This window comes from Clostridium sediminicola (assembly GCF_050402865.1).
Classification (GTDB): domain Bacteria; phylum Bacillota; class Clostridia; order Clostridiales; family Clostridiaceae; genus Clostridium_AF; species Clostridium_AF sediminicola.
In genome coordinates, this window is record NZ_BAABMF010000002.1 from 1 (window position 1) to 22,840 (window position 22,840).

Annotated in this window: 19 protein-coding genes; 4 read left to right on the forward strand and 15 right to left on the reverse strand. The window is 27.9% G+C overall.

From position 1 onward, the window contains the following. Positions 1-322: 322 nt before the first annotated feature. On the reverse strand, positions 323-1,639 hold the full coding sequence (locus ACQ3F0_RS03835) for a sensor histidine kinase (RefSeq protein WP_428863731.1): 1,317 nt from the start codon (positions 1,637-1,639) through the stop codon (positions 323-325). A 338-nt stretch (positions 1,640-1,977) separates the two neighbouring features. On the opposite strand from ACQ3F0_RS03835, the gene ACQ3F0_RS03840 reads away from it, so the two are divergent. Continuing rightward, complete coding sequence (locus ACQ3F0_RS03840; RefSeq protein ID WP_428863733.1) at positions 1,978-3,027, forward strand: aldose epimerase family protein; 1,050 nt, start codon at positions 1,978-1,980, stop codon at positions 3,025-3,027. A 35-nt stretch (positions 3,028-3,062) separates the two neighbouring features. Here ACQ3F0_RS03840 and ACQ3F0_RS03845 read toward each other — a convergent pair whose 3' ends face one another. The 8 genes from ACQ3F0_RS03845 to ACQ3F0_RS03880 all read right to left on the reverse strand — a co-directional run bounded on the left by ACQ3F0_RS03845 (position 3,063) and on the right by ACQ3F0_RS03880 (position 10,690). Beyond that, a complete protein-coding gene (locus ACQ3F0_RS03845; RefSeq protein WP_428863734.1) occupies positions 3,063-4,247 on the reverse strand; it encodes an O-antigen ligase family protein in 1,185 nt (394 codons plus the stop codon). Positions 4,248-4,507: 260 nt separating this feature from the next. Further along, complete coding sequence (locus ACQ3F0_RS03850; protein WP_428863735.1) at positions 4,508-5,089, reverse strand: DUF3867 family protein; 582 nt, start codon at positions 5,087-5,089, stop codon at positions 4,508-4,510. A 148-nt stretch (positions 5,090-5,237) separates the two neighbouring features. After that, positions 5,238-6,302 carry a glycosyltransferase gene (locus ACQ3F0_RS03855; protein ID WP_428863736.1) on the reverse strand — a complete coding sequence of 355 codons (1,065 nt, stop codon included), beginning with the start codon at positions 6,300-6,302 and terminating at the stop codon, positions 5,238-5,240. Between the two features lie 94 nt (positions 6,303-6,396). Then, a complete protein-coding gene (locus ACQ3F0_RS03860) occupies positions 6,397-7,236 on the reverse strand; it encodes a hypothetical protein (protein ID WP_428863738.1) in 840 nt (279 codons plus the stop codon). Between the two features lie 168 nt (positions 7,237-7,404). Next, on the reverse strand, positions 7,405-7,929 hold the full coding sequence (locus tag ACQ3F0_RS03865) for a hypothetical protein (protein ID WP_428863739.1): 525 nt from the start codon (positions 7,927-7,929) through the stop codon (positions 7,405-7,407). A gap of 106 nt (positions 7,930-8,035) precedes the next feature. Beyond that, a complete protein-coding gene (locus ACQ3F0_RS03870; protein ID WP_428863740.1) occupies positions 8,036-8,677 on the reverse strand; it encodes an SOS response-associated peptidase in 642 nt (213 codons plus the stop codon). Positions 8,678-9,254: 577 nt separating this feature from the next. Beyond that, a complete protein-coding gene (locus ACQ3F0_RS03875; RefSeq protein ID WP_428863741.1) occupies positions 9,255-10,049 on the reverse strand; it encodes a TPM domain-containing protein in 795 nt (264 codons plus the stop codon). Between the two features lie 50 nt (positions 10,050-10,099). Then, the gene (locus ACQ3F0_RS03880; RefSeq protein WP_428863742.1) at positions 10,100-10,690 is read right to left on the reverse strand and encodes a LemA family protein; all 591 of its coding nucleotides are present in this window, start codon (positions 10,688-10,690) and stop codon (positions 10,100-10,102) included. 461 nt (positions 10,691-11,151) lie between these two features. On the opposite strand from ACQ3F0_RS03880, the gene ACQ3F0_RS03885 reads away from it, so the two are divergent. Continuing rightward, a complete protein-coding gene (locus ACQ3F0_RS03885) occupies positions 11,152-11,994 on the forward strand; it encodes a sigma-70 family RNA polymerase sigma factor (RefSeq protein WP_428863743.1) in 843 nt (280 codons plus the stop codon). A gap of 226 nt (positions 11,995-12,220) precedes the next feature. Here the strand turns inward: ACQ3F0_RS03885 and ymfI are convergent, their stop codons facing one another. Beyond that, positions 12,221-12,958 (reverse strand): elongation factor P 5-aminopentanone reductase, encoded by a 738-nt coding sequence (gene ymfI / locus ACQ3F0_RS03890; protein WP_428863744.1) that lies wholly within the window; start codon positions 12,956-12,958, stop codon positions 12,221-12,223. 216 nt (positions 12,959-13,174) lie between these two features. Continuing rightward, complete coding sequence (locus tag ACQ3F0_RS03895; protein ID WP_428863745.1) at positions 13,175-13,345, reverse strand: 4Fe-4S binding protein; 171 nt, start codon at positions 13,343-13,345, stop codon at positions 13,175-13,177. 337 nt (positions 13,346-13,682) lie between these two features. Here ACQ3F0_RS03895 and ACQ3F0_RS03900 point away from each other — a divergent pair, with 337 nt between their 5' ends. Both ACQ3F0_RS03900 and ACQ3F0_RS03905 read left to right on the forward strand, forming a co-directional pair. Beyond that, positions 13,683-14,768, forward strand: coding sequence for a putative NPN-dependent ornithine cyclodeaminase (locus ACQ3F0_RS03900; protein WP_428863746.1), 1,086 nt, complete (start codon positions 13,683-13,685; stop codon positions 14,766-14,768). A gap of 215 nt (positions 14,769-14,983) precedes the next feature. After that, a complete protein-coding gene (locus ACQ3F0_RS03905) occupies positions 14,984-16,156 on the forward strand; it encodes a cation diffusion facilitator family transporter (protein WP_428863747.1) in 1,173 nt (390 codons plus the stop codon). A 227-nt stretch (positions 16,157-16,383) separates the two neighbouring features. On the opposite strand, the gene ACQ3F0_RS03910 is transcribed toward ACQ3F0_RS03905, so the two are convergent. The 4 genes from ACQ3F0_RS03910 to ACQ3F0_RS03925 are packed head-to-tail and all read right to left on the reverse strand — an operon-like array spanning position 16,384 to position 22,720. Continuing rightward, a complete protein-coding gene (locus tag ACQ3F0_RS03910; protein ID WP_428863748.1) occupies positions 16,384-17,613 on the reverse strand; it encodes an aminopeptidase in 1,230 nt (409 codons plus the stop codon). Positions 17,614-17,637: 24 nt separating this feature from the next. Further along, positions 17,638-19,782, reverse strand: a complete 2,145-nt coding sequence (locus ACQ3F0_RS03915) for a HelD family protein (RefSeq protein ID WP_428863749.1) — start codon at positions 19,780-19,782, stop codon at positions 17,638-17,640. A gap of 13 nt (positions 19,783-19,795) precedes the next feature. After that, positions 19,796-21,610: an ATP-dependent zinc metalloprotease FtsH gene (gene ftsH / locus ACQ3F0_RS03920; protein WP_428863750.1), complete on the reverse strand. Its 1,815-nt coding sequence runs from the start codon at positions 21,608-21,610 to the stop codon at positions 19,796-19,798. 24 nt (positions 21,611-21,634) lie between these two features. Then, entirely contained in the window at positions 21,635-22,720 is a 1,086-nt protein-coding gene (locus ACQ3F0_RS03925) for a dipeptide epimerase (RefSeq protein WP_428863751.1), read from the reverse strand. Between the last annotated feature and the right edge of the window lie 120 nt (positions 22,721-22,840).

The window sequence follows — 22,840 nt, forward strand, 5'->3', positions numbered from 1 at the left end:
TATAATCTTCACAAGCTTTAATCTTTAATGCTTTACTATACTTAAGTTTTCTTCCCATAAAAAAACACCTCCAAAGTAGATTTGTAATTTAATTAATTACAGTGTCTACCTTGGAAGTATCATATCAACTAGGCTTTTTCATAATAATCATAAATTGCAAAGTAATTTATAATAGTTTTAAGTTGTAACTTATCACTTGTCGCTGTTTTAGTTCGTTTTTTCTTTCAATAAAAAGCTTTCGTATCAACTAAAGGTATCCATAACTGCGTACTGTGAACTGTGCATTGAGCACTGAAATAAAATGTGAGTCCTTTTTCGCATTTTATTTCAACATAGGTAGTTTAATTAAAAACTCAGTAGAGTTTTCATCACTTTTAACTAATATTTTTCCATTCTGTTTTTGCACTAGCTCTTTAACAATATATAAACCGTAGCCATGTTCTTTACTTTCTTTGACCTTTTCAGTAAACCCTTTATCAAAAATCTTTTTCATTAAGTTTTCTTTTATCATTGGCCCATTATTTGAAATTGAAATATTTGATACATCATCTTCAATCCAGTGATAAATTGATATAACTTTATTATCATTTTGGTATTTCTTTAAAACCTCTAACGCATTATCCACAATATTACTAACAATTTTAACCAAATCATTGTCTTCAACTTGTACCTCTTCTAAAGAACAATCAAAATCAACTTCAAAATTGACTTTTTCATTATCAGCATATTTCTTCTTCATAGCTAATAGCCCATCCAAATAGTCGTTCCCCGTATCATAAAAGTAGTTTGGTGTAGTTGAATCATTTATGATACTTTTTAAATAGGATTTTATTTTATCATTACTATTAGGCTTGTTCATTACACTTATTGCATATACAGTATTAATAATATTTGCAAAGTCATGCTTTTGCTTTCTTATTACATCAATCATAGATTCTAAGTTTTCCAATTCTTTTTCTTTTTTTTCAAACTTATATTTCATCTTCATGTATTCAATGAAATTTTTGTATTGATAATACCCTAAAATTAAAAAGAATAAGAATATTGTATATACCGCGTAATTAAAATATTTAATGTTAATACCATACTTAGTCATAGCTTCAAAACTCATCATTACAAATCCAAAAGAAATTAATCCAAATATCCAATAGTTGAATATTACCCCTTTATCCTTTTCATATAATAAGTCTAGATTGATTTTTATAAACCTCATAATAGTCATCAAAATAATCAATTTAATACTAGCAGAAATTATTCCAACTGAATTATTTAGTAATGAGTTATTTATTATATCTATTATGTTTATACTTAAAAAATAAGCTATGAATGAATAAAAAATTTCTTCAAAAATAATAGTATATATTGTAAATAACGAAAAACTAAAAATCATCGTTTTTAAAGACCTTTTAGTAATAATTTTAAATAAAATAATATTGAATATAGTTATTATTATTGGATGAATTCCAAATGGCACGACTTTTTTAGTTAAAATTGCTACAATAACATAAGACAAACTAAGTAAAACGCTAGTTCTTTTATCATCTATTAAAATATTTTTCTTTATAATTACTGAAAAAATTAAAATCCAAATTAATGATTCTATTATTGCAATTATTATTTGAAAAAAATAATTTCCCAAGATATATCCCCCTTTTATCCTTAGCTATATTTTACTACAAAAACCATTTTTTTTATAGATATTTTTACCAAATTTTCTTAGTTTTCGACTAGATTCGATAAACATAAAATACTGAACTTAAAATATATCTAATACCTATTTACCCTGTTAACTCATTAGTCAATATATTTAGAGGATTTCACAAAAATTTCATCTATTTTTTTATATTTGAAATTTTTCTTAATATAGACATCATAATAAGTTGAATAGTATACTTAAAATAGTTAGTTTTCAAAATAAACTACATTATAAATATATTTCATTAGGAAAATTTTTGGGGAATAAAGGGAGGTTTGTTTATGAAAATAATCAACGAGGTTATTGGAAAAACTAAAGATGGAAATGAAATCAGAAAATACAGTATAGTAAATTCCAATAATTCTTATGTATCAATATTAAACTTAGGAGGAATAATATCTGAAATTTATGTACCTGATAAAGATGGAGCCATAGAAAATGTTGTTGTAAGCTTTGAAAATCCTGAAGATTATATAGCGAATCAACCATACTTTGGAGCTTTAATTGGAAGAGTTGGTGGTAGAATATCAAATGCTGAATTTTCTATTGAAGATAAAAAATATGTTTTAGCTAAGAATAACAATAATAGTAATCTTCACGGCGGACCAAAAGGTTTTGAAAAAATATTATGGTCTGTAAAAGAATTAAATGCAGAAGATTACTCTGCTCTTGAACTAACCCATCTTAGTCCAGATGGTGACCAGGGTTTTCCAGGCAATTTAAGTGTAAAAGTTACATATAAATTTAATAATAGTAATGATCTAGAAATATTCTATGAGGCAACAACAGATAAAGATACCATAGTGAATTTAACAAATCATAGTTATTTTAATTTATCTGGTAACCTAAAAAGCACTATATTAAATCATAAATTAAAAATTGATGCTGATAAGTTTGGAGTTATTACAAAAGATGTTTTACCCACTGGTGAAATGAGAGATGTGACAGATACTCCATTTGATTTTAAATTCGAAAAAAAAGTCGGCAGTGATATAAAATCAAATTATGAACAAATAGAAAATGGTGGCGGATATGACCATCCTTTTATACTTAATAAATCAAATAATCCTGTTGTAGTTTTATTAAACGAAGAAAATGGAAGAAAAATGGAGGTTACTACTGACCAAGCATCTGTAGTATTATATACTAGTAACTCTATGGGAAATAATCTAATACTTCAAAATAACATAAAATCATGTGATTATATCGGCTTATGTCTTGAAACTCAATACTATCCTGATGCAATAAATCAACAAAGTTTCCCTACAAAAATCTTATCTCCAGGAGAAAAATATACCGCGTGGACAAAATATAGTTTCTCATTAATATAATTTTAAAATAAAAGCTTTTCAATTAAGAAAAGCTTTTATTTTAACTCAACTGATTTTTGTTTTTTCATAGGACTTAATAGTGTTTGGATCGATCTTTTATGAACAAATACATATTTATTTTCATAAGCAATTGCATTAATTAAAGCAGAAGCTCCAAAATATATTACTCCAACCTGTGGATTCATTATTGTACAATCAAAAATACCTTGACCAAAAATCAATGCAATAACCGATGCCAACACAGGTACATATTTACAATTATTCTTATTTAAAAATCTCAATTCTTTAATTAAATAATAGTTCATTATAGTAAAAATCATAAGTCCTATTATTCCTAAAGAAGAAGCAAACGTTAAAATAATATTATGTCCATGTGGTTCATTCAATCCTTTATAAAAATAAGTACCAAGAAATCCCCATCCCATCATCGGCTTTAATTTAATCATTTCAAAAGTCTTTTTCCATATAAATCCTCTTTTGTTCAATGTAATATATAATACATCTCCTCTAGGAAAATAATTAGGAAATTTAAATATTAATATTAGTCCTATACATGATAATAAAGCTATTATGATAGCTTTTTTCTTGTTTTTACTTAAATATAGATAAATAACTATACCTATAGCAAGACCTAATATTCCACCTCTTGATCCAGTTAACACTAATACAATAGTAAATAAACATGCTGTAATTGCGTATAGAAATTTATTTTTATTTTTTTCATTAAAATAAAAATATAAACTTATCAAAATCATAACTCCATACCAAGTCCCTGCTATATTTTGATTTCCAAATGTACCTGTTATTCTAGGACTTATTCCTTTGGCTGCAAATTGATTTATACCAAATAACTTTCCCCACCAACTAGGTATATGTTGTATTTCAGTAATTCTTTCAATAAATCCCACTATAGCAGATCCAATTGATAAAAATAAAATATTTTTAAGCAATTTATTAATTTTTTCTTCTGAATAAAAGTTCTTTTCTAAAAAAATCCCAAATAAGAAAAGTAGTAAAAAAACAAAAGATACTCCTAAAGACAGTATACTTTTATTAATAATACTGGTTATTATAGACCAAATAAACATCAAAAGCATACCTTTATTCCATAAATTATTAAAGACTATTTTATTCTTTTTTATGGTTATATACGATGTTACCACTAAACTAACCACTGATAAATACGGAGAAAATACTATAAAAAACATTAATATTAGCATAATTTTTTATCTCCCTGTAAATATTATTTCACTTAACCTTTTTCATTATATACAAACCATAAGTAAACCTATTTAATTCATATAAAAATATTAGACGTGAAAAGTTATGACCTTGTATATATTTATAGTTGAAGCAATTATCTATATCAATTATACTTCAATAATTCATTATTTTATATTTAAATAATTTTTTTTACAATTCGTTCATATAAAATCTAAAAAAGCCAAAGAGTATATCCATGGCTTTTTAATAACTAAAATCAAAACTCATATATATTAGTATTCTCACATAAAGTAATTTTTAAAGATTTATCATTGAATTTTTTTTTATATGAACATAGAAAATCATTTAACTCACCATCAATTAACTCAATTTTAGTATTGCTTTGTATAATTACATTATTACTTTCTAATATAATTTTCAAATCATTTTTTTCATTCTTAATAAAATAAGTATTCATAAACTTTTTTTCCAGCTTGTTTTTATACTTTTCTTCGAATCTTAACTCATTTGCTATTTTTTCATAATCAAATTCTCCATTAGTAAATCCATATGCACTTGTATCAATACCTAAAGATTTCATTTGTTCATCTATGGAGCTCATATCAATACCATATTCCTTAGATATTTTTTCTAGAAAACTCTTTTGTATATTCAAAAATTTTTCTTGAGAAATATTATTTTCTTTAACGTAGTCCTGAATTTTCTGATTCATTTGCATTATATTTATTGTACCTTCAGCCATTTGATAATATAAAGAATACATATATTCCTCAAATTTCAAAACATCTTTATCTTTTGCTTTATTCTTTATTTCATTGAAATTGATAACATCACTCATATTTCCACCTCTATACTTTTTTAAATTATATTAAAAGTAATATTACTAACACTTATTAATATATAACCATTCTCATATAATTATGTCAAGAACAAAGATAAAAATTATAAAAAAACGGCTATAGCCGTTTCTCTAACTATTATTTTATTCACATAATTGTCTGTAAATATTTTTTATTTTCAAGCATAGTTTTATCATTTGGTCTATATTTTAAAGCTTTCTCATTATGAAAATAGGCCAATTGAATTTTTTTCATCTTTTCATAGCAAACACATAATTGTAAATGTGGAAGCCAAGTCCAACAAGGTTCAATAAAAAAGCCACTAGAATTTTCAGGTTTTTCAAGTTCTAAAGCAGTCTTATACCAATATGAAGCAAGTTCATATTTCTTTTCTTCTAAAAATAAACATCCTATTCTACAACATTGTTCAGCTCTAGGCTTACCATATTCAAATGATTTAAAACAATACTCTCTGGCTAATTCATAGTCACTTATAAAATAATAACAATCTGACAAATTACCACATGCCTTAATTTGATCTTCTACCCAAGCATCTTTAGTTAATAAAATTTTGTAATATTGTATGGCTCTTTCATAATCTAAATGCTCATAAAGTTCATTTGCATAATACAATATATCCCTCGTAGTGAATTTTTTATTGTTTTCTATCATACTCTTATAGATTTCAATATTTCTATTAAATGAATTTTTACTTTTTTTATGAATTATGTTTATATCACTATCGATTATTTTACCACAAACCGCAATATACTCATGAACAGCTCCTATCCATTTAAAATTTCTAGTTCTTTTCACTAACCTGTTTCTTTTATAACTTAAAGTTATATTACCATATTCGTCTTTTCCAACTATATATTTCATTGAAACAGCATCTATTGAAGAATCTAATTTTTCTTTCATTTTTTTTAATTTTATTATGTCCTCATCAAGTAGAATGTCATCAGCATCTAACCACATTATAAAATCTTTTGTTGCTTGGTCAAATGCAAAATTCCTAGCTTCAGAAAAATTATCAATCCATTTAAAATGATATAATTTAGCATTATATTTGCTAACTATATCTATAGTTTTATCCGTTGACCCTGTATCTACTATTACAATTTCATCTACAATATCTTTAATACATTCAAGACATCTACCTATAACTTTTTCTTCATCTTTCACTATCATACATAAACTTATTGTATTCATAGTACCTCCATTTTAATACTATATTGATTTCAACAATGGTAATTAAACTTAATTATAAGGTAGAAATCTGGATACGTAATTTCTACCTTATAACCTATACAAATTCAAACCATTGAATTTGTGTTAATACAACTGCATATTTATCATCAAGTATTAGTAGTGGGCCTATTTTATCAGTTACTATAGTTTTAGCTGCTCCTATAATACATCCACCTGCTCTTACTGCAATTTCATCATCAATATCAACCTCTGTAACTATACCTATTTCTTCTTGTATTTCGTATTTTAAGCTATCATGTTGTACCAAATAATTAATTTCTACATTTTCATCTGCAAAACTTTTACTACTTACTAATTCAAAATATGCTAACTGATCAATATTCACAAAAGTACCACCCCATAATTCTAGTACCCCATCATAAGTGCAAGAATGAACTTGACCTGTTATCTCTCCACCATCAACTGTATGAATTTTTAACTCATTTCCTGACAAAGAATCAAATATTAATTTAAATTGTTTTAAATGTTCAAAATCTAAAGTATCTCCTCCAGCTACATCAATTGAACCCGCTGTACCTGTACAACCTGTACCTGTACAACCCGCACCTGTACAACCAGTGCCTGTGGCACCAGAACATGTATACACAACCCCACTGCAACCAGTACTAGCATACTCCATGCCTGTACATCCTAATCCTGAGCACCCTGAACATCCTGAACTTGTACATCCGCCTGGGCCTCCTGTACCTGTACAGCCTGAACCTGTAGATCCTGTTCCAGTACACCCTGTGCCAGTACCCCCTGTACAAATAACTCCTCCACATGCTTGCACATAAAATAAAAGTATTAGTAATAATATTAATTTGTATGACCCATACAATAATTGAAGAGCTGCTATAGGATTTGTGTTTTCATCATTATAATCCTCAAACATATAATCATCCCTTTTTTATAATATTAATTTATAACAGTCTTAAAATATAGTTTTCTTCATTTATATAATATGTTGACTTCTTTAATTGTGTTTATAATTTGTGTAGGATAAATCTAATTTATAAATTCAATAAAAAAAAAGAGAGTTAATCTCTCTTTAGGATATATCTTATATTGGTTTTTTCAATTTTCTATTCTTTTTATACATCCATCTCAATTTCCAAATTGAATTTTCTCTTTTAATAAAGAAAAATCTTGATATATATTCCGTATCATCATATTTAATTTCTATTACACATTTATTCTCTGAAATCTTAATCTTTTCTATGCTCTTCATATGATTCTTTATTTTACAAATAATTCTACTATCTAATTCTTCCCCTTGTCTAAATACCTTCATAAAATATTGCTGTTTAGACGGCATTAAGTTTCTATGATTATTATCATAAAATTTATATGTAGTCAAGTAATCATTATTGTCTATTGAAAAAAGATAAAATTTTAATATAATTATTGGTTCTAGATTTTCTAATAACTTAGTTTCTTCAGTTTTTGAATATCTTTCATATAGCCTAATTTCGTTTTTCGTTAAATGTAATAAATCATGACTATATCTATACTTGTTTACAAATATAATTGTCCCTACGGAAAGAACTATTATAATAAATATTTTTATAATTTTATGTATTTGCATAACTAAACCTCTAAATTTTTATTTTCAATCCCCAAAATAAAAATAATTCTTCTTACAATATATAGACGTTTTAATATGCTGTTTTGTTTCAAATTTTAATAACTTTTTAAAAAATTTTTATTTGTTCATATATTTGTCTATCTAAATTCAAAAAAATCATATCTTCTTCATCGTAAGGTCGCATAATAGTATTTAATTCACTAATACTTACCTTTGTATCTAACCAATTTTTTTCTTTATTCTTTCTTAATATAACTGGCATTCTATTGTGAATATTTCGCATTTTTTCATTTGATTCCGTTGTTACAATTGAAAAAGCAGAAAATTCTTCATTATTCTCATTGATAAATCTGTTATAAATACCTGCTATAGAAAAAATCTCAATATCTTTCAAATAAATTTTGTGTTTTTGTTTTATATTATTAATTTTCTTCCATTCAAAAAAAGCATTCACTGGAATAATACACCTTCGATTTTGAAAAGATTCCTTGAATATTCCCTTTTCATTAATAGTTTCAGCTCTAGAATTTATCAAAACCTTTTTATTCCAAATTGGAAATCCCCATCTAAAAACATCAATATTGGTCTTATCTTCTTTATAAATGACTGGTACTGAATTAGTAGGAAATATTTCATTTTTATTAACTTCATTATTTACTTCTGCTGACAAATCACACTCTATTCCAAGATAATTATACCGATATACTATATCTCCTATATCACTATCCAGTAAAAATCTACCACACAATAATATTACCTCCTACCTTTAGTATTATTACTTATTTTGATTCACAACATTTATAAAAGACGAACTAAAATAGTGACAAGTTACAAGTTAATGAAAGAGATCGTTGAAGAATAACTTCTACTAATTTCATTCAAAAAATGCTTGAAGATTGCATATTTTTGAATAAAAAGTAGAACTAATCCTTAAGCCGACTCTTAGGATGATTCTCTTGCAGAAAATCTTTAACTAAGCCTTTGTTAGCTTCGCTAACTGGAATAAGGTGCTTTTGCTACGCAAAAGTAGTCATTTATCTTTTGTTCAATTAAAAGTTTTCGCTTGCGAAAGGTGTCCACAACTTGTCACTTATCACTTGTAACTTGTCACTATAAATTTCGAACTTATTCGTAATTTATTTCACTTGCGTCATTCTTTTCATCTTACTTAAAATAATACGATAAAATAAAAGATACCTCAAATCGAGATATCTTTATTTTATACCTTAATCAAATAATTTGGAATATTTAACTTATATCACTGCTTTTAATTTATTGTAATTTTTCCATTCCTATATTAATTTCTGACTTAAGGATTATAAAAACTACCATCCTCCAGATGATCCTCCTCCACCAGAAGATCCACCTCCAAAGCCACCGAATCCACCTCCAGAAGATCCACTACCGCCAGAACCGAAACCTCCAAAACCACCGTGTCCACCGTAACCACCAAAGCCACCAGGTCTTCTACCACCTCTATTTCTAGGAAAAATTAAAATTATTAATACAATAATTAAAAAAATAATTATAGATGTTATACCAAATTTATCTTCATCATAGTCTAGTTTATAATTTATTTTTATATTTTTATCTAATGTTACTCCATACTCTTTAGCTATATATTCAGCAAAAACTGAATACGAATTTTTTAATCCACTATTAAAATCACCATTCTTGAATTGTGGAATAGCCAAATCTTCCATAACTCTATTTGTTAAAATATCAGGAACTGCCCCTTCTAATCCTCTACCAACTTCCACTCTCCATTTATTGTCGTTTAAAGCTAATAAGATTAATAATCCATTATCTTTACCTTCTTGACCTATACCCCATTCTCTAAACAAACCATTTGCATAACTCTCAATATCTTGTCCTTCTAAACCATTAATAATAACAATAGTTTCTTGAGCTCCAGTTTTATCTTCAAGCTCTTTACCTACAGACATAACATATTCTTTAGTTTCAACATCTGTAAGATTACTATAATCATTAACATATTTGTACTGAGTGGGTTTAGGATATTGTAACTCTGCATTTATTTTTATTATAGAAGAACCAATAATATATAAAGATAGTAAAACAAATAAACTATTTCTTACCATTTTATTATTCTTTAGCATAAACACAACCCCTTATTTTTCTATTTTAAGCATATAAGATTGAACATGCCTTAACTAGAAAAATCAACCTTTGGTACTTCTTTAGCTCCTTCAGAAGCTTTGTAGTAATCCTTTTGTTCAAATCTAAAAATACCGGCAATTATTGAATCAGGAAATTTTCTTACTGTTGTATTATAAATTTCAACACCCGCATTATAATCTTGTCTAGCGATATTAATTCTATTCTCAGTTCCTTCTAAAGCGACTGTCAAATCCTTAAAATTTTGATTTGATTTTAAATCAGGATAGTTCTCAACTACTACTAATAGCCTTGATAATGCTGAAGAAAGTTCACTGTCAGCATTAGCTTTTTCTTTAACTGTTTGGGCTCCTCCTAATTTAGATCTAGCATTAGCAATCTCTGTAAAAATTTCTTTTTCCTGAGCTGCATATCCTTTTACTGTATTAACTAAATTAGGTACTAAATCGCTTCTTCTTTGAAGTTGAGTATCAATATTAGATTCAACTTTTTTTACATTTTGTTCTAAGCTCACCAATTTGTTATATGTACTAATCATACCAAAAATAGATATTACAATAACTATTAATATAACCACAACTACAGATAAAAATATTGATTTGTTTTTCATTTTTTTACTCATATTATTACCCCCTTTTTATAAATTGCGAAGAAAAACGCTTCGCAATTTATAGTGAAGAGTTAAGAGTTAAAAGTTAAGAGTTGTGGACACCTTTCGTAAGCGAAAGCTTTTAATTATATAAAAGATTAAATTACTTCCTTTTGCATTAGCAAAAGTTCCTTATTCCAGTTAGCATTGCTAACAAAGGCTTAGTTAAAGATTTTCTACAAGAAAATCAACCTTAACTTTTAACTCTTCACTTTTAACTCTTAACTCTTACTAATATAGTTCGTCTTTTATTTCTATTCCGAATTATTATTCCTATAATATTTTACTCATATATAAACTATTGTATTCTATATTATTGTTATAAATTACATTTTTCATACTAGTGTTTATAGTATTTATTTTATTAAAATTATTTTTTATTATATAGGTAATTATTGACTATAAACTGAATAAATATATCATAGGTGATGTTTATGAATAATACTACTATGCACTACGATAATTTAAATAATGAAGAATTATTAAAAACTTATAAGACTAATAATGATTTAAATGCAAGAGAAGAATTAATCGTAAGAAATCTTCCATTGGTAAAAAGATTAGCAAACAAGAGAATGAATTTTTCTAGTCTATCTTATGAAGATCTAGTACAGGAAGGAGTACTTGGATTAATCTATGGAATAGAAAAATATGATCCCAGCTTTGGAACTAAATTCTCTACCTATGTTTTTTACTGGATATTGGAGGTTATTGACAGATCAATCTATAATAAAGGCTCATTCATAAGGTTTCCTATGCACATGATCGAAAAAATGAATAAAATAAACAAATTAGAAAAAGAAAATTCTGAAAAACTTATCTACTCTGAAAAAGAGATTTGTGATAAAGTTGGTATATCTAAAAATGAATATAATGCAATAAAATATTATTATAGCTATTATAGAAATATTACCTCTTTAAACAAATATATAAACGATGCGAATTGTGAAAATGATAGCCAATTAATAGATTTTGTCTCAGAGAGTAATGACTTATACGATATCGACAAGAAGGAAAATGATTTTTCAAGTGTCGAAGAAAATATTATTAATAATGCTTTAAGAAATGAACTAATGCATTTGTTAACAACTTTAACTGAGAGAGAGGAAAAAATTTTAAGACTACGATATGGTTTAGATGATGACCATCCAAGAACACTTGAAGAGATAGGACAAATATTCAATCTTACTCGTGAAAGAATTCGTCAAATTGAGAGTAAGGCACTGAGAAAGTTAAAACATCCTATTAGGGCTAGAAGACTAAAAGACTTTGTATAAAAGATCATAAGCATATATACAATTTATTGTTAACAGTTTACGGTGTACAGTTTACAGTAAAGGAGGATTTTCTTACAGAAAATCTTTAACTAAGCCTTTATTAGCTTTGCTAACTGAGGCAAAGTACTTATACTAACACATAAGGAAAAACCTTAAATTTAGGCTTTTGCTTGCGAAAGCTTCCGATACTGTCTACTGAACGCTGAAAACTGTCAACTGTTAAAAGTTATATTCCTCCATCTATATTAATAACTTGAGCAGTTATATATGAAGATTCATCGCTGGCAAGAAAAACTGCTAATTTAGCAACTTCTTCTACTTTCCCAAATCTCATTATAGGAATCTCACTCGTTAATTCGTTTTTTTCATCATCATTCATCCAGCTATTCATTTCTGTATCAATAATCCCTGGTGAAATAGCATTAACTCTAATACCATTTGGAGCTAATTCCTTCCCTAGCGCTTTTGTAAAAGCATTTATGCCACCTTTTGATGCTGAATATATAACCTCGCATGAACCTCCTGTATTTCCCCACATAGAAGAAATATTAATTATTGAACCCTTTTTATTAAAAATCATTTTATTTACTGCATGTCTACTAATATTAAAAACACTCTTAAGATTAACATTTATTAAATCATCCCAATTTGATTCCTCCATATCTATAAATAATCCAACCTTAGATATTCCTGCATTATTAATAACAATATCAATTTTCCCAAACTTTTCTATAACTTTTTCTATTAGCAATTTAGCGAAATCATATTTGCTTACATCTCCCTTTATTGCAATTGCATAACCACCTATGCTTTTAATTTCTTCTAAAGTTTTCTCAGCTGCAGAATCGTTTTTAACATAATTTATTACAACAAAAGCTCCTTCTGTTGAAAATTCCTTTGCAATTGCACTTCCTATTCCTCTACTAGCCCCTGTTATAAGTGCTACTTTTCCCTTTAATTTCATAAATCCACCTCACGATTTTAATTAATTCTTAAGAATTCAAAATTAATAATTACTTAATGATACCTTCTTATTTACTACCTTGTAATTTACATCTAAAAAATAAAACTGTCAATAAAGAGTTTTTATTGTAAAGCTTAATTTATACTTGCCAAAATCTTAGGATTAAATTAAGGTTATTTAACAAAAAAAAAATTGCAGGCTAACCCTGCAATTTTTTTATTCTGGTACAGGTGCATCAACTGGACATACACTTGCACATGCTCCGCAATCAATGCAAGTATTAGGATCGATAACATAATTTTCGTCACCTTCACTTATTGCATTTACTGGGCATTCTGGTTCACAAGCGCCACATTTAATACATACATCCTTTATGATATAAGCCATAAGAAAACCTCCTATTTTAGATAAACAGTACGTAACTAAACTTATACATTAATATAAAACAAATTTTCGATGTTTTTCTAATGCACAAAATATTCGTCTCAATTGTTTATCATTTTATTATACATCACATAAGTATGATTAACATATTTTAAATATTATATACTAGGTTAAATATTTTTAAATTTTATCTAAAAAAATTAATAATTATTAATTAAAGATTTATCATATAATATAATTATTAATATTTTTAAATAAGTTTCTTGAATCTATAGAAAAATCATTTAATTAATTATAAAATATATGTTAATATATAGAATAAATCTAGGGAGGTAATAAAATGAAATTTGAATTGCCGAGTTATTCACATCCTGATTTCTCAGTTGAACCATTTATAACTTATCCAAATGTAACGCTAATATCAGTAGTTAAAAATGGTGTTGCACCTGAAAATTATCATGCAATGTCAATTTACCCTGAATATTTTAAGGTTGATGATAAATGGATATTGGCAAATGAGAGTAGAATGGATTGTGTTCCTGTATATAAAAATGATGGTACAATATCTGTGGTAGAGTTTAGAAATTTGAAGATTGGTGATAAAGTTGTAGTTGGTAGAACTGAAGATGGCTCAGAAGGTATCTACCTTCATTCTACAGGATTCTTAACTTCAAATGCAAATTCAGATGTTTTCGCATTCAGAGCTGGACGTTCAAGAGAAACAGCTTATTCTAGGGATTATGATAAACTATATGAATTGCTTAAATATGAAAAGGAACATGGTTATATAGTTTGGGTTTTAGGTCCTGCAGTAGTATTTGATTATGATTCACGAAAAGCTTTATCATCACTTATAGAAAATGGTTATGTCGATGCAGTTTTAGCTGGTAATGCAATGGCAACTCACGATCTTGAAGCAGGTCTCTTAGGAACTGCACTTGGCCAAGATATTTATTCACAAAAATCTATGCTTTTGGGTCACTATAATCATTTAGATTTATTAAACAAAGCAAGAGAGGCAGGTAGTTTAAATGATTTGATAGAAAATCATAACATAAAAGAAAGTGTTGTAAAATCTTGCATAGAAAATAATGTGCCGTTGGTTTTAGCTGGTTCTATCCGAGATGATGGTCCGCTGCCTCCAGTCTTTGCTAATGTCTATGATGCTCAAGATGAAATGCGTAAACATACTCGAAAAGCAACTACTTTAATTTGTCTTGCAACTACACTGCATACAATAGCCTCAGGAAACATGACACCTTCATATACTGTAAAGGAGGGTGCAGTCCGACCTGTATATATATACAGTATAGATATAGCGGAATTTGCCGTTAATAAGCTTAGAGACAGAGGAACATTAGAAGTAACTACTATGGTTACAAATGTACAGGATTTCTTAGTACATTTGAAAAATAACCTACTATAATCAATGCACAATTAAAGATCATTTTCTTGCAGAAAATCTTTGAATTAAGCCTTTATCTGCTTAGCAGATTGGAATAATGTATTTTACTGCCGCAAAAGAAATCATTAATTTTTAATTATTTTTTCGTCTTTTATATAATTAAAAGCTTTCGTGTAAACGAAATGTGTCTACAATTGTGAATCGTGAATTGTGCATTGAAAAAAGGGGGCATCCGGTTGATATCAAAATTTTTAGTAAGGCATTTTGTTAAAGATTATAAAAATATAGAAGATAATTCTGTAAGAGAATCTTATGGCTACCTAGGTGGTTTTGTAGGAATTATAACAAATTCTATTCTTTTTGCAGTAAAATTAGTTGTTGGATTGACTATTAATAGTATTGCGGTAACTGCAGATGCATTTAATAATCTTTCTGATACAGTATCTTCAATAATTACAATTGTAGGATTCAAATTAGCAGGTAAACCTGCTGATAAAGAACATCCTTTTGGTCACGGTAGAATTGAATATATTTCAGGACTTATAGTTAGCTTTATGGTTATGTATGTCGGTGTTGAATTTGTAAAATCATCTTTTGATAGAATAATTCATCCTTCTTCTGTTACTTTTAAATTAGTACCTTTTATCTTAATACTTGTGTCTATAGGAATTAAAATCTGGTTAAGTATTTTTAATAAATACATCGGTAAGTCTATTAATTCCTCTGCATTAGAAGCTTCATCACTAGATGCATTAAGCGATGTTATATCATCAAGTTGTGTAGCCTTATCATTATTGTTAAGTAAATGGATTTCTTTACCTATTGATGGGTATATAGGAATACTTGTATCTTTATTTATTTTGTATTCTGGTTATTCATTAGTTAGAGAAACAATTAACCCACTATTAGGTCAAGCACCTGACTCTGAGTTAATTCATAAAATTGAAGACGCAGTAATGAACAATAAATATATACTTGGAGTTCATGATTTAATCGTACATAACTATGGTCCTGGTAGAATGATGGCATCAATACATGCTGAAGTCCCTGCAGACGAAAATATTGTTGAAGTTCATGAAGTTATAGATCAAATTGAAAGAGATATTTCAAATGATTTGAATTTATTTATGGTTATCCACATTGATCCACTAAATTTGAATTGCAAAATCCTAAATAATACGAAAATTGAGATTTCTAAAATATTAGAAAAATTCTCGGAGATTAAATCTTTTCACGACTTTAGAATTGTAGGAGATGGAGAAATTCAAAACTTAATATTTGATATTGTTGTTGATAGTAGTAAAAAAGTAAAAGATGAAGAAGAGCTTATAAGAAGCATAAGATTTGAAGTAAAAAAACTTCATCCTTTATATGAAACTATAATTACAATTGACAGAGAATACACTTAAAGATAAAAAGCATATATATCTAGAAAGTTATTCCACTTCACTAAGAAATTCTAATTTATTTTCTTAAATATATACTAAAAAATTATAACTCGCTACCGCTCAAACAATAATTTTTCTTAACGTATATATTACGAAAATAAATAAGAATTTCTAAAGCTTGTTACAATAACTTTTACGCTATATATGCTTTTTCAAACCTATAAAAAATAGAATTTATAAATTCAATATCAAAAATCAAAATTTCCATTTTTAAATATTTGAATTTCTTTTCCATCAACAGTATAACCAATTATATCTAAATCTTCTGTTCCTATCATGAAATCCACATGTTCTATTGAATCATTTACTCCTTGATTTTGTAACTCTTCTCTGCTTAAATTTTCTCCATTTTTTATGCATACAGGATATGCTTCTCCTATAGCTAAATGGCATGAGGCATTTTCATCAAACAATGTATTGTAGAATAATATATTTGAATTTGATATTGGTGAATCATAAGGTACCAATGCTACTTCTCCAAGATATTTAGAACCTTCATCTGTTTCAATAAGACTTTTTAGCACCTCATAGCCTTCTTCTGCTTTGAAATCCACAATTTTTCCATCTTTAAATGTAAGTGAGAAATTTTCAATTAAATTGCCGTTGTAATTTAGCGGCTTGGAACTAACTACAATACCATTTACTCCATCTTTTTTCGGAAGAGTAAATACTTCTTCAGTAGGCATATTAGCAATAAACTCTAATCCTTCTGGTGTATAATCTGATCCACCAATCCATAAATGGTTTTCTGGAAGCTCAATTTTTAGATCAGTCCCCAAAGAATTTTTATATTGAAGGTATTTAAGCTTATTCGTATTTAAGAAATCCATACTTCTTTTTAACATATTTTTGTGCACTTCCCATGCAGCAACAGGATCTTCATGATTAACTCTCACAGTTTTAAATATAGCATCCCATAGTTTTTCAATTGCTTCTTCTTCTGTACTTTCAGGGAATACTTTTTTTGCCCAAGCTGAAGTTGGTATTGATGCAACACACCAAACATTTCTATTAGCCATAAGTCTTTCTCTATATTCTTTTATAGCTGCACTAGTAACTTTTCGAACTTTTGACATTCTTTCAGGATCAACCTCTTTCATAAGCTCAGGATCTGAAGCTGAAATACTCAAAAATGCTGCTCCTATTCTAGCATGATGCAAATAAAAATCTCTTTGCCAATCTGGAAATTCATCAAAGATTTCTTCTGGACCATTCATAAATCTAATCTTTGAAGATAATTCATCCTTCCAATTCATTACTACATCTCTTGCCCCTTCTCTATAAGCAATTTCAGCAACGTTTCTGGCAAAAGATGCACATTCTATAGGTGCACTTATTACAAGAGTTTGACCTTTTTGAATATTGATCCCTGTTTTTACTAATAAACGTGCATATTTTTCTAAATAATTTTTAATCATCTCATTACTTCCTTTCAATTACCATTAATTGCAATTAGCTTTTATAACCGCTAAGTCATGCAGTGCTCTTGTAGACATTACATACTTCAATTTATTTTCTTCTAAAGTATTTTCTCCAATATCATTCACAATAATAACTCCATCAAACTCTAATCCTTTTGCAAAATAAGATGGCATTATTACTGTTCCTTTTTTATACATAACTTCTTCGCTATTAATAAAGTTAATTTTAGTCGATTTTTTTATTTCCTTTGCTAATGATTCAGCTTTCAATAAACTGTCTGTTATAACAGCAATACTTTCGTGTCCTTTTTCTTTGTATTCGTTGAATAATTCTTTTATTTTCAAAAGTATTTCATTTTCTCTCAAATTATATTCTTTAACCTCTGATCCATTTCTTACTAAAGGAACTATTTTTGTATCATGAATATATTTATTAGCATATTCCATAATTTCTTTCGTAGATCTATAACTTTTGTCCAGTTTGAACTCTTCTACATCGTCCATTACAGACCCTAATTTCGTCATAGCAATTTCACCTTGATATGGCAAAATCCTCTGATTTTTATCTCCAACTATTGTAAATCCATTAGCTTTTGTCAACTCTTTTATTACAATAAATTGTAGCAAACTATAGTCTTGTGCTTCATCAATTACAACATGTTTTATTTCATTTGACAGAGTAAGTCCTTCTAATTTTATCTTAAGATAAAGTATTGGTGCTAAGTCATCAATAGTCATTTCGTTCTCATTATTAAACTTTTTGTATAATTTTAACAAAGTTTCGTTATCCAACCAACTTAAACTCTCTTTTGCCACCATAACGCTTCTAACTACATCTCTTATCAGTAATCTTCTTTTAAAAATTAAATTGTTCTCATGAAAATTTTTCTCATCATCAGATAGTTTTTCTAAAGATGATTTATACCAATCTTCTATATTTCTTACTCTATTATCTCTTTCATCTCTTATTTTTGAATATAGAATTCTTTTAATTTTTTTACTTCTTCTAAATAAAGGCATTGATTTATAATACTGAAATAATTCCTTAATTGATTCTTTAAGCACAATAACTTTATCTTTAAAGATTAAATCTTCAAGATCAAAATAACTATTTTCTAAATTATTTATTAAACTGTTTAATCTATCAATATAAGCTTCTGAGGTTTTAAATTTAAGAGTATTAATAAATTCTGTATCTCTATTAATAATTTTTTCCATATAATCCTTAATAGATAAAAAGTCTCTATAATCCATATCTAATGTTTGAATAGCAAAATCAAAGAATGTTTTTTGATTTACTCCTATTTCTCCTAAGCTTGGAAGTACACTGGATATATACTCCATAAATATTGTATTAGGACCTAAAATCATTACCTTATCTCCAAGAATTTTTCTATAGTTATAAAGAAGATATGCAATTCTATGTAAAGCTATAGTTGTTTTACCACTCCCAGCTACTCCATCAACTACTATTGCTTTCTTTCTATCTTCACGTATTATATTATCCTGCTCAGCCTGAATAGACATAATAATATCTTTAAGTTTTTCACCTGAGTTCTTTGACAATACCATCTGAAGAATATCGTCTTTTACTTCAACAGATGAATCAAACATTCCTTTTAGCTTTTCACCTTTTATTATAAACTGCCTCTTATGAATTATATCAGCATTTATTTTTCCCATTGGAGCTTCATATTGTGCTTCCCCCAACTTGCCAGCATAAAATAACGATGCTATAGGTGCTCTCCAATCAACAACTACCGGTTCATACGAATCTTCTGTTGTCATTCCAAATCTGCCAATATAAATATCATCAATATCTTGAAACTCTTCCTCTTTAAAAGAAACCTTTCCGAAATAAGGAGATTCTTGAAGTACTGTGAGTTCTTTTAATTTTCTATCAATAATTCTAAAAGTTTCTTCATTAATATATCTTTCATGATCAAAATACTCAATAAGCTTATCTTCATCATCTCTATATTCATCAATTGCATTCTGTCTTTCTTTCATTATAGTATCAGTTATTGCTTTTCTCTTCTGGACTAAATCTAATATTTCTTTTTTAATAAGTCTTACTGTGCTATTAGCTCTATCTTCTTCAATTTCAAATTGTAATTGCTTTTGAAACTCTTCTTCTATGTCTTTTTGGAAGTGATTATTATTCATTTCGTATCAACTCCTAACTATTATGTTCACCAATTAATTTCATAAACTCTTCACCTGTTAGTGTTTCTTTTTCTATAAGTGTTTCTGAAATTATCCTAAGTAAGGTTAAATTATCTGAAAGTATTTTTCTTGCTTTTTCATGTGATTCTTTAATTATATTTAAGGTTTCCTGATCTATTAAAGCTGCTGTATTGGCGCTGCAGTTTTGCACAGGTCTTCCGTCTAAATATCTGCTTGACATAGATTCTAAAGCCATCATATCAAATTTTTCATTCATTCCATACATTGTCACCATATTTCTTGCGGTTTGAGTTGCTTTTTCAATATCATTTGATGCTCCAGTTGAAATAGAATTAAACTCAACTTCTTCTGCAGACCTACCACCAAGTAATACAGCTATTTTATCCAACATTTCTTCTTTTGATACTAAATATTTTTCTTCCTCTGGCAACTGCATTGTATACCCTAAAGCACCCATAGTCCTCGGTACAATTGTGATTTTGTGTACAGGGTCAGTATTCTTCAATAAAGCAGCTACTAAAGCATGACCTACTTCATGAAAAGCAACTATTCTCTTTTCGTTACTTGACATGATTCTATCTTTTTTCTCTTTACCAGCAATTATTATTTCCACTGCTTCTTGTAAGTCTTCTTGAACAACTTCTGTTCGGTCTTTTTTTACTGCTAGTAATGCTGCCTCATTCACTATATTAGCCAAATCAGCTCCAACAGCTCCAGGGGTTCCCTTGGCTATGTCCATCAAATCAACTGATTCATTCATAATTACTTCTTTTGAATGAACTTCTAAAATTGCTTTTCTTCCACCCAAATCTGGCCTATCAACTATAATTCTTCTATCAAATCTACCTGGCCTTAATAATGCTTTGTCTAACACTTCTGGTCTATTAGTAGCTGCTAGAATAACTACTCCTTTTGAAGAATCAAAGCCATCCATTTCAGCTAATAATTGATTTAATGTTTGTTCTCTTTCATCATTTCCTCCAGAACCAACTACACTATCTCTACTTTTACCAATGGCATCTATTTCATCTATAAATACAATACAAGGTGCCTTTTCTTCAGCTTGTTTGAATAAATCTCTGACTCTAGCAGCTCCCATTCCGACAAACATTTCTACAAAATTTGAACCAGATAGAGAGAAAAATGGAACTTTAGCCTCTCCAGCAACTGCCTTCGCAAGTAAAGTTTTACCTGTTCCCGGAGGCCCAACTAAAAGAGCTCCTTTAGGTAATTTCGCTCCGATTTTTATATACTTTTCTGGATTATGTAAAAAATCAACTATTTCAACTAATGATTCTTTAGCTTCTTCTTGTCCAGCTACATCATTAAAAGTCTTGCCAGTCTCATTTTCAGCATATATTTTAGCATTATTCTTACCGAAACTCATAACACCACTGCCCATACGCTTATCTAAACTTCCAAACAAAATTCTCCCAATAATAATAAATATAATTATTGGTAAAAGCCACTCTAAAGCAAAACTTTGTAGTGGTCCCTCCAAACTAACAGGACTATCGTATTTTATATCAGCTGCTTCTAATTCTTGGATTAATTGTGTGTCATACTTTTCTCTATATGTATATAGCACTTTTTCATTAGTGTTATACTCTTTTTTCAATTCGATAAGTATTTGGTTATCAGATAATTCCACTTCTGATATTTTATCTTCAACAATCATCTTTTTAAAATCACTGTAAGCTATATGTTCAGTTTTAAATTTTTTAATAACAGAATTTAAAACCAATAGTATAATCATAACTGCAGTCATATAGTAAATTAAATATTTTGTCTTCTTTTTGTTAAACATTTTTTCCTCCTAAAAGTTTACCTATTATATTTCTTGCCATCCTTTTATATCTTTTATACCTAATCCTGGAGAATTACTTGCACAAATCAAATTCCCATCAAATGTAACTCCACCTTCGATAGGGTCTTCTTCATAAGATAGAAGCATATCTAAATCTGTTTTAGTAATATTTTTTTTAGCTAGTGCAAAACTAGACGCAGCCGTTACTCCTATTTTACTTTCAACCATACAACCCATCATACATTCAATTCCAGCCATTTCTGCTAAATTTAGAATTTTAATTGCATTATGAAATCCACCACACTTCATAAGTTTTACATTGATACAATTAGCTGCTCTTTTTTCAATAATATTTAACGCATCATTTATATTATGAACAGATTCATCAGCTAAAATAGGTATCATTACTCTATCTGTGACAAATTTTAATCCATCTAAATCCCATGCCTTCACAGGTTGTTCTATTAATTCAATATTTAGATTCAAATCTTCAAATTTATTTATTATTTTGACCGCTTCTTTAGGAGTCCATCCTTGATTGGCATCAACTATAAGTTTAGTATCCTTTCGTACCGCTTGCCTTATAGATTTAACTCTTTTTAAATCTGTGATTGGATCAGTACCAACTTTTATTTTTAAATATTGGAATCCATTTCTTATGGCTTCTAATGAATCCTTTACCATATCTTCAATAGAACCCACACTTATGGTTATACCTGTTGTAATATTAGGTTTATTACCACCAAAATATTTATACAAAGGCAAATTATATTTTTTACCGAATAAATCATACACAGCCATATCAATAGCTGCTTTTGCACTGCAATTATCTGTTATACCATTATCAATTATACTCATAATATCTTCCAGATTATCAATATCTTGTCCCATCAAATTAGGCGTTATAAGTTTTATCGCTGCTATTATAGATTCTTCAGTGTCTCCAGTTACGTGTGGAGTTGGGGCAGCGCTTCCAATGCCAATTTCATCAGTATCAGTAATAATTTTAATTACTATCTCGCTTACTTCACTAACTGTTGAAACTATTGACTTAAATGATTTCTTTAAAGGAATATTTATCTTACCGATTCTTATATCCGTTATTTTCACATTTAACACCTTCTTTATTATAATTATAAAATTTAACTTAAACTCTTTATACAATTAATACAGTCTAAAATTTAAAATACACTGTATTAATTTCACAAAAGACTAAAAAACGTCAGTATT

Coding starts and splice junctions, on each gene's coding strand:
- ACQ3F0_RS03885 (WP_428863743.1), top strand. CDS start 11,152: ATGAATAATACTACTATGCACTACGATAATTTAAATAATGAAGAATTA.
- ACQ3F0_RS03915 (WP_428863749.1), bottom strand. CDS start 19,782: ATGAATAATAATCACTTCCAAAAAGACATAGAAGAAGAGTTTCAAAAG.
- ACQ3F0_RS03900 (WP_428863746.1), top strand. CDS start 13,683: ATGAAATTTGAATTGCCGAGTTATTCACATCCTGATTTCTCAGTTGAA.
- ACQ3F0_RS03845 (WP_428863734.1), bottom strand. CDS start 4,247: ATGCTAATATTAATGTTTTTTATAGTATTTTCTCCGTATTTATCAGTG.
- ACQ3F0_RS03865 (WP_428863739.1), bottom strand. CDS start 7,929: ATGCAAATACATAAAATTATAAAAATATTTATTATAATAGTTCTTTCC.
- ymfI (WP_428863744.1), bottom strand. CDS start 12,958: ATGAAATTAAAGGGAAAAGTAGCACTTATAACAGGGGCTAGTAGAGGA.
- ACQ3F0_RS03840 (WP_428863733.1), top strand. CDS start 1,978: ATGAAAATAATCAACGAGGTTATTGGAAAAACTAAAGATGGAAATGAA.
- ACQ3F0_RS03875 (WP_428863741.1), bottom strand. CDS start 10,049: ATGCTAAAGAATAATAAAATGGTAAGAAATAGTTTATTTGTTTTACTA.
- ACQ3F0_RS03910 (WP_428863748.1), bottom strand. CDS start 17,613: ATGATTAAAAATTATTTAGAAAAATATGCACGTTTATTAGTAAAAACA.
- ACQ3F0_RS03855 (WP_428863736.1), bottom strand. CDS start 6,302: ATGAATACAATAAGTTTATGTATGATAGTGAAAGATGAAGAAAAAGTT.
- ACQ3F0_RS03860 (WP_428863738.1), bottom strand. CDS start 7,236: ATGTTTGAGGATTATAATGATGAAAACACAAATCCTATAGCAGCTCTT.
- ACQ3F0_RS03895 (WP_428863745.1), bottom strand. CDS start 13,345: ATGGCTTATATCATAAAGGATGTATGTATTAAATGTGGCGCTTGTGAA.
- ACQ3F0_RS03850 (WP_428863735.1), bottom strand. CDS start 5,089: ATGAGTGATGTTATCAATTTCAATGAAATAAAGAATAAAGCAAAAGAT.
- ACQ3F0_RS03880 (WP_428863742.1), bottom strand. CDS start 10,690: ATGAGTAAAAAAATGAAAAACAAATCAATATTTTTATCTGTAGTTGTG.
- ftsH (WP_428863750.1), bottom strand. CDS start 21,610: ATGTTTAACAAAAAGAAGACAAAATATTTAATTTACTATATGACTGCA.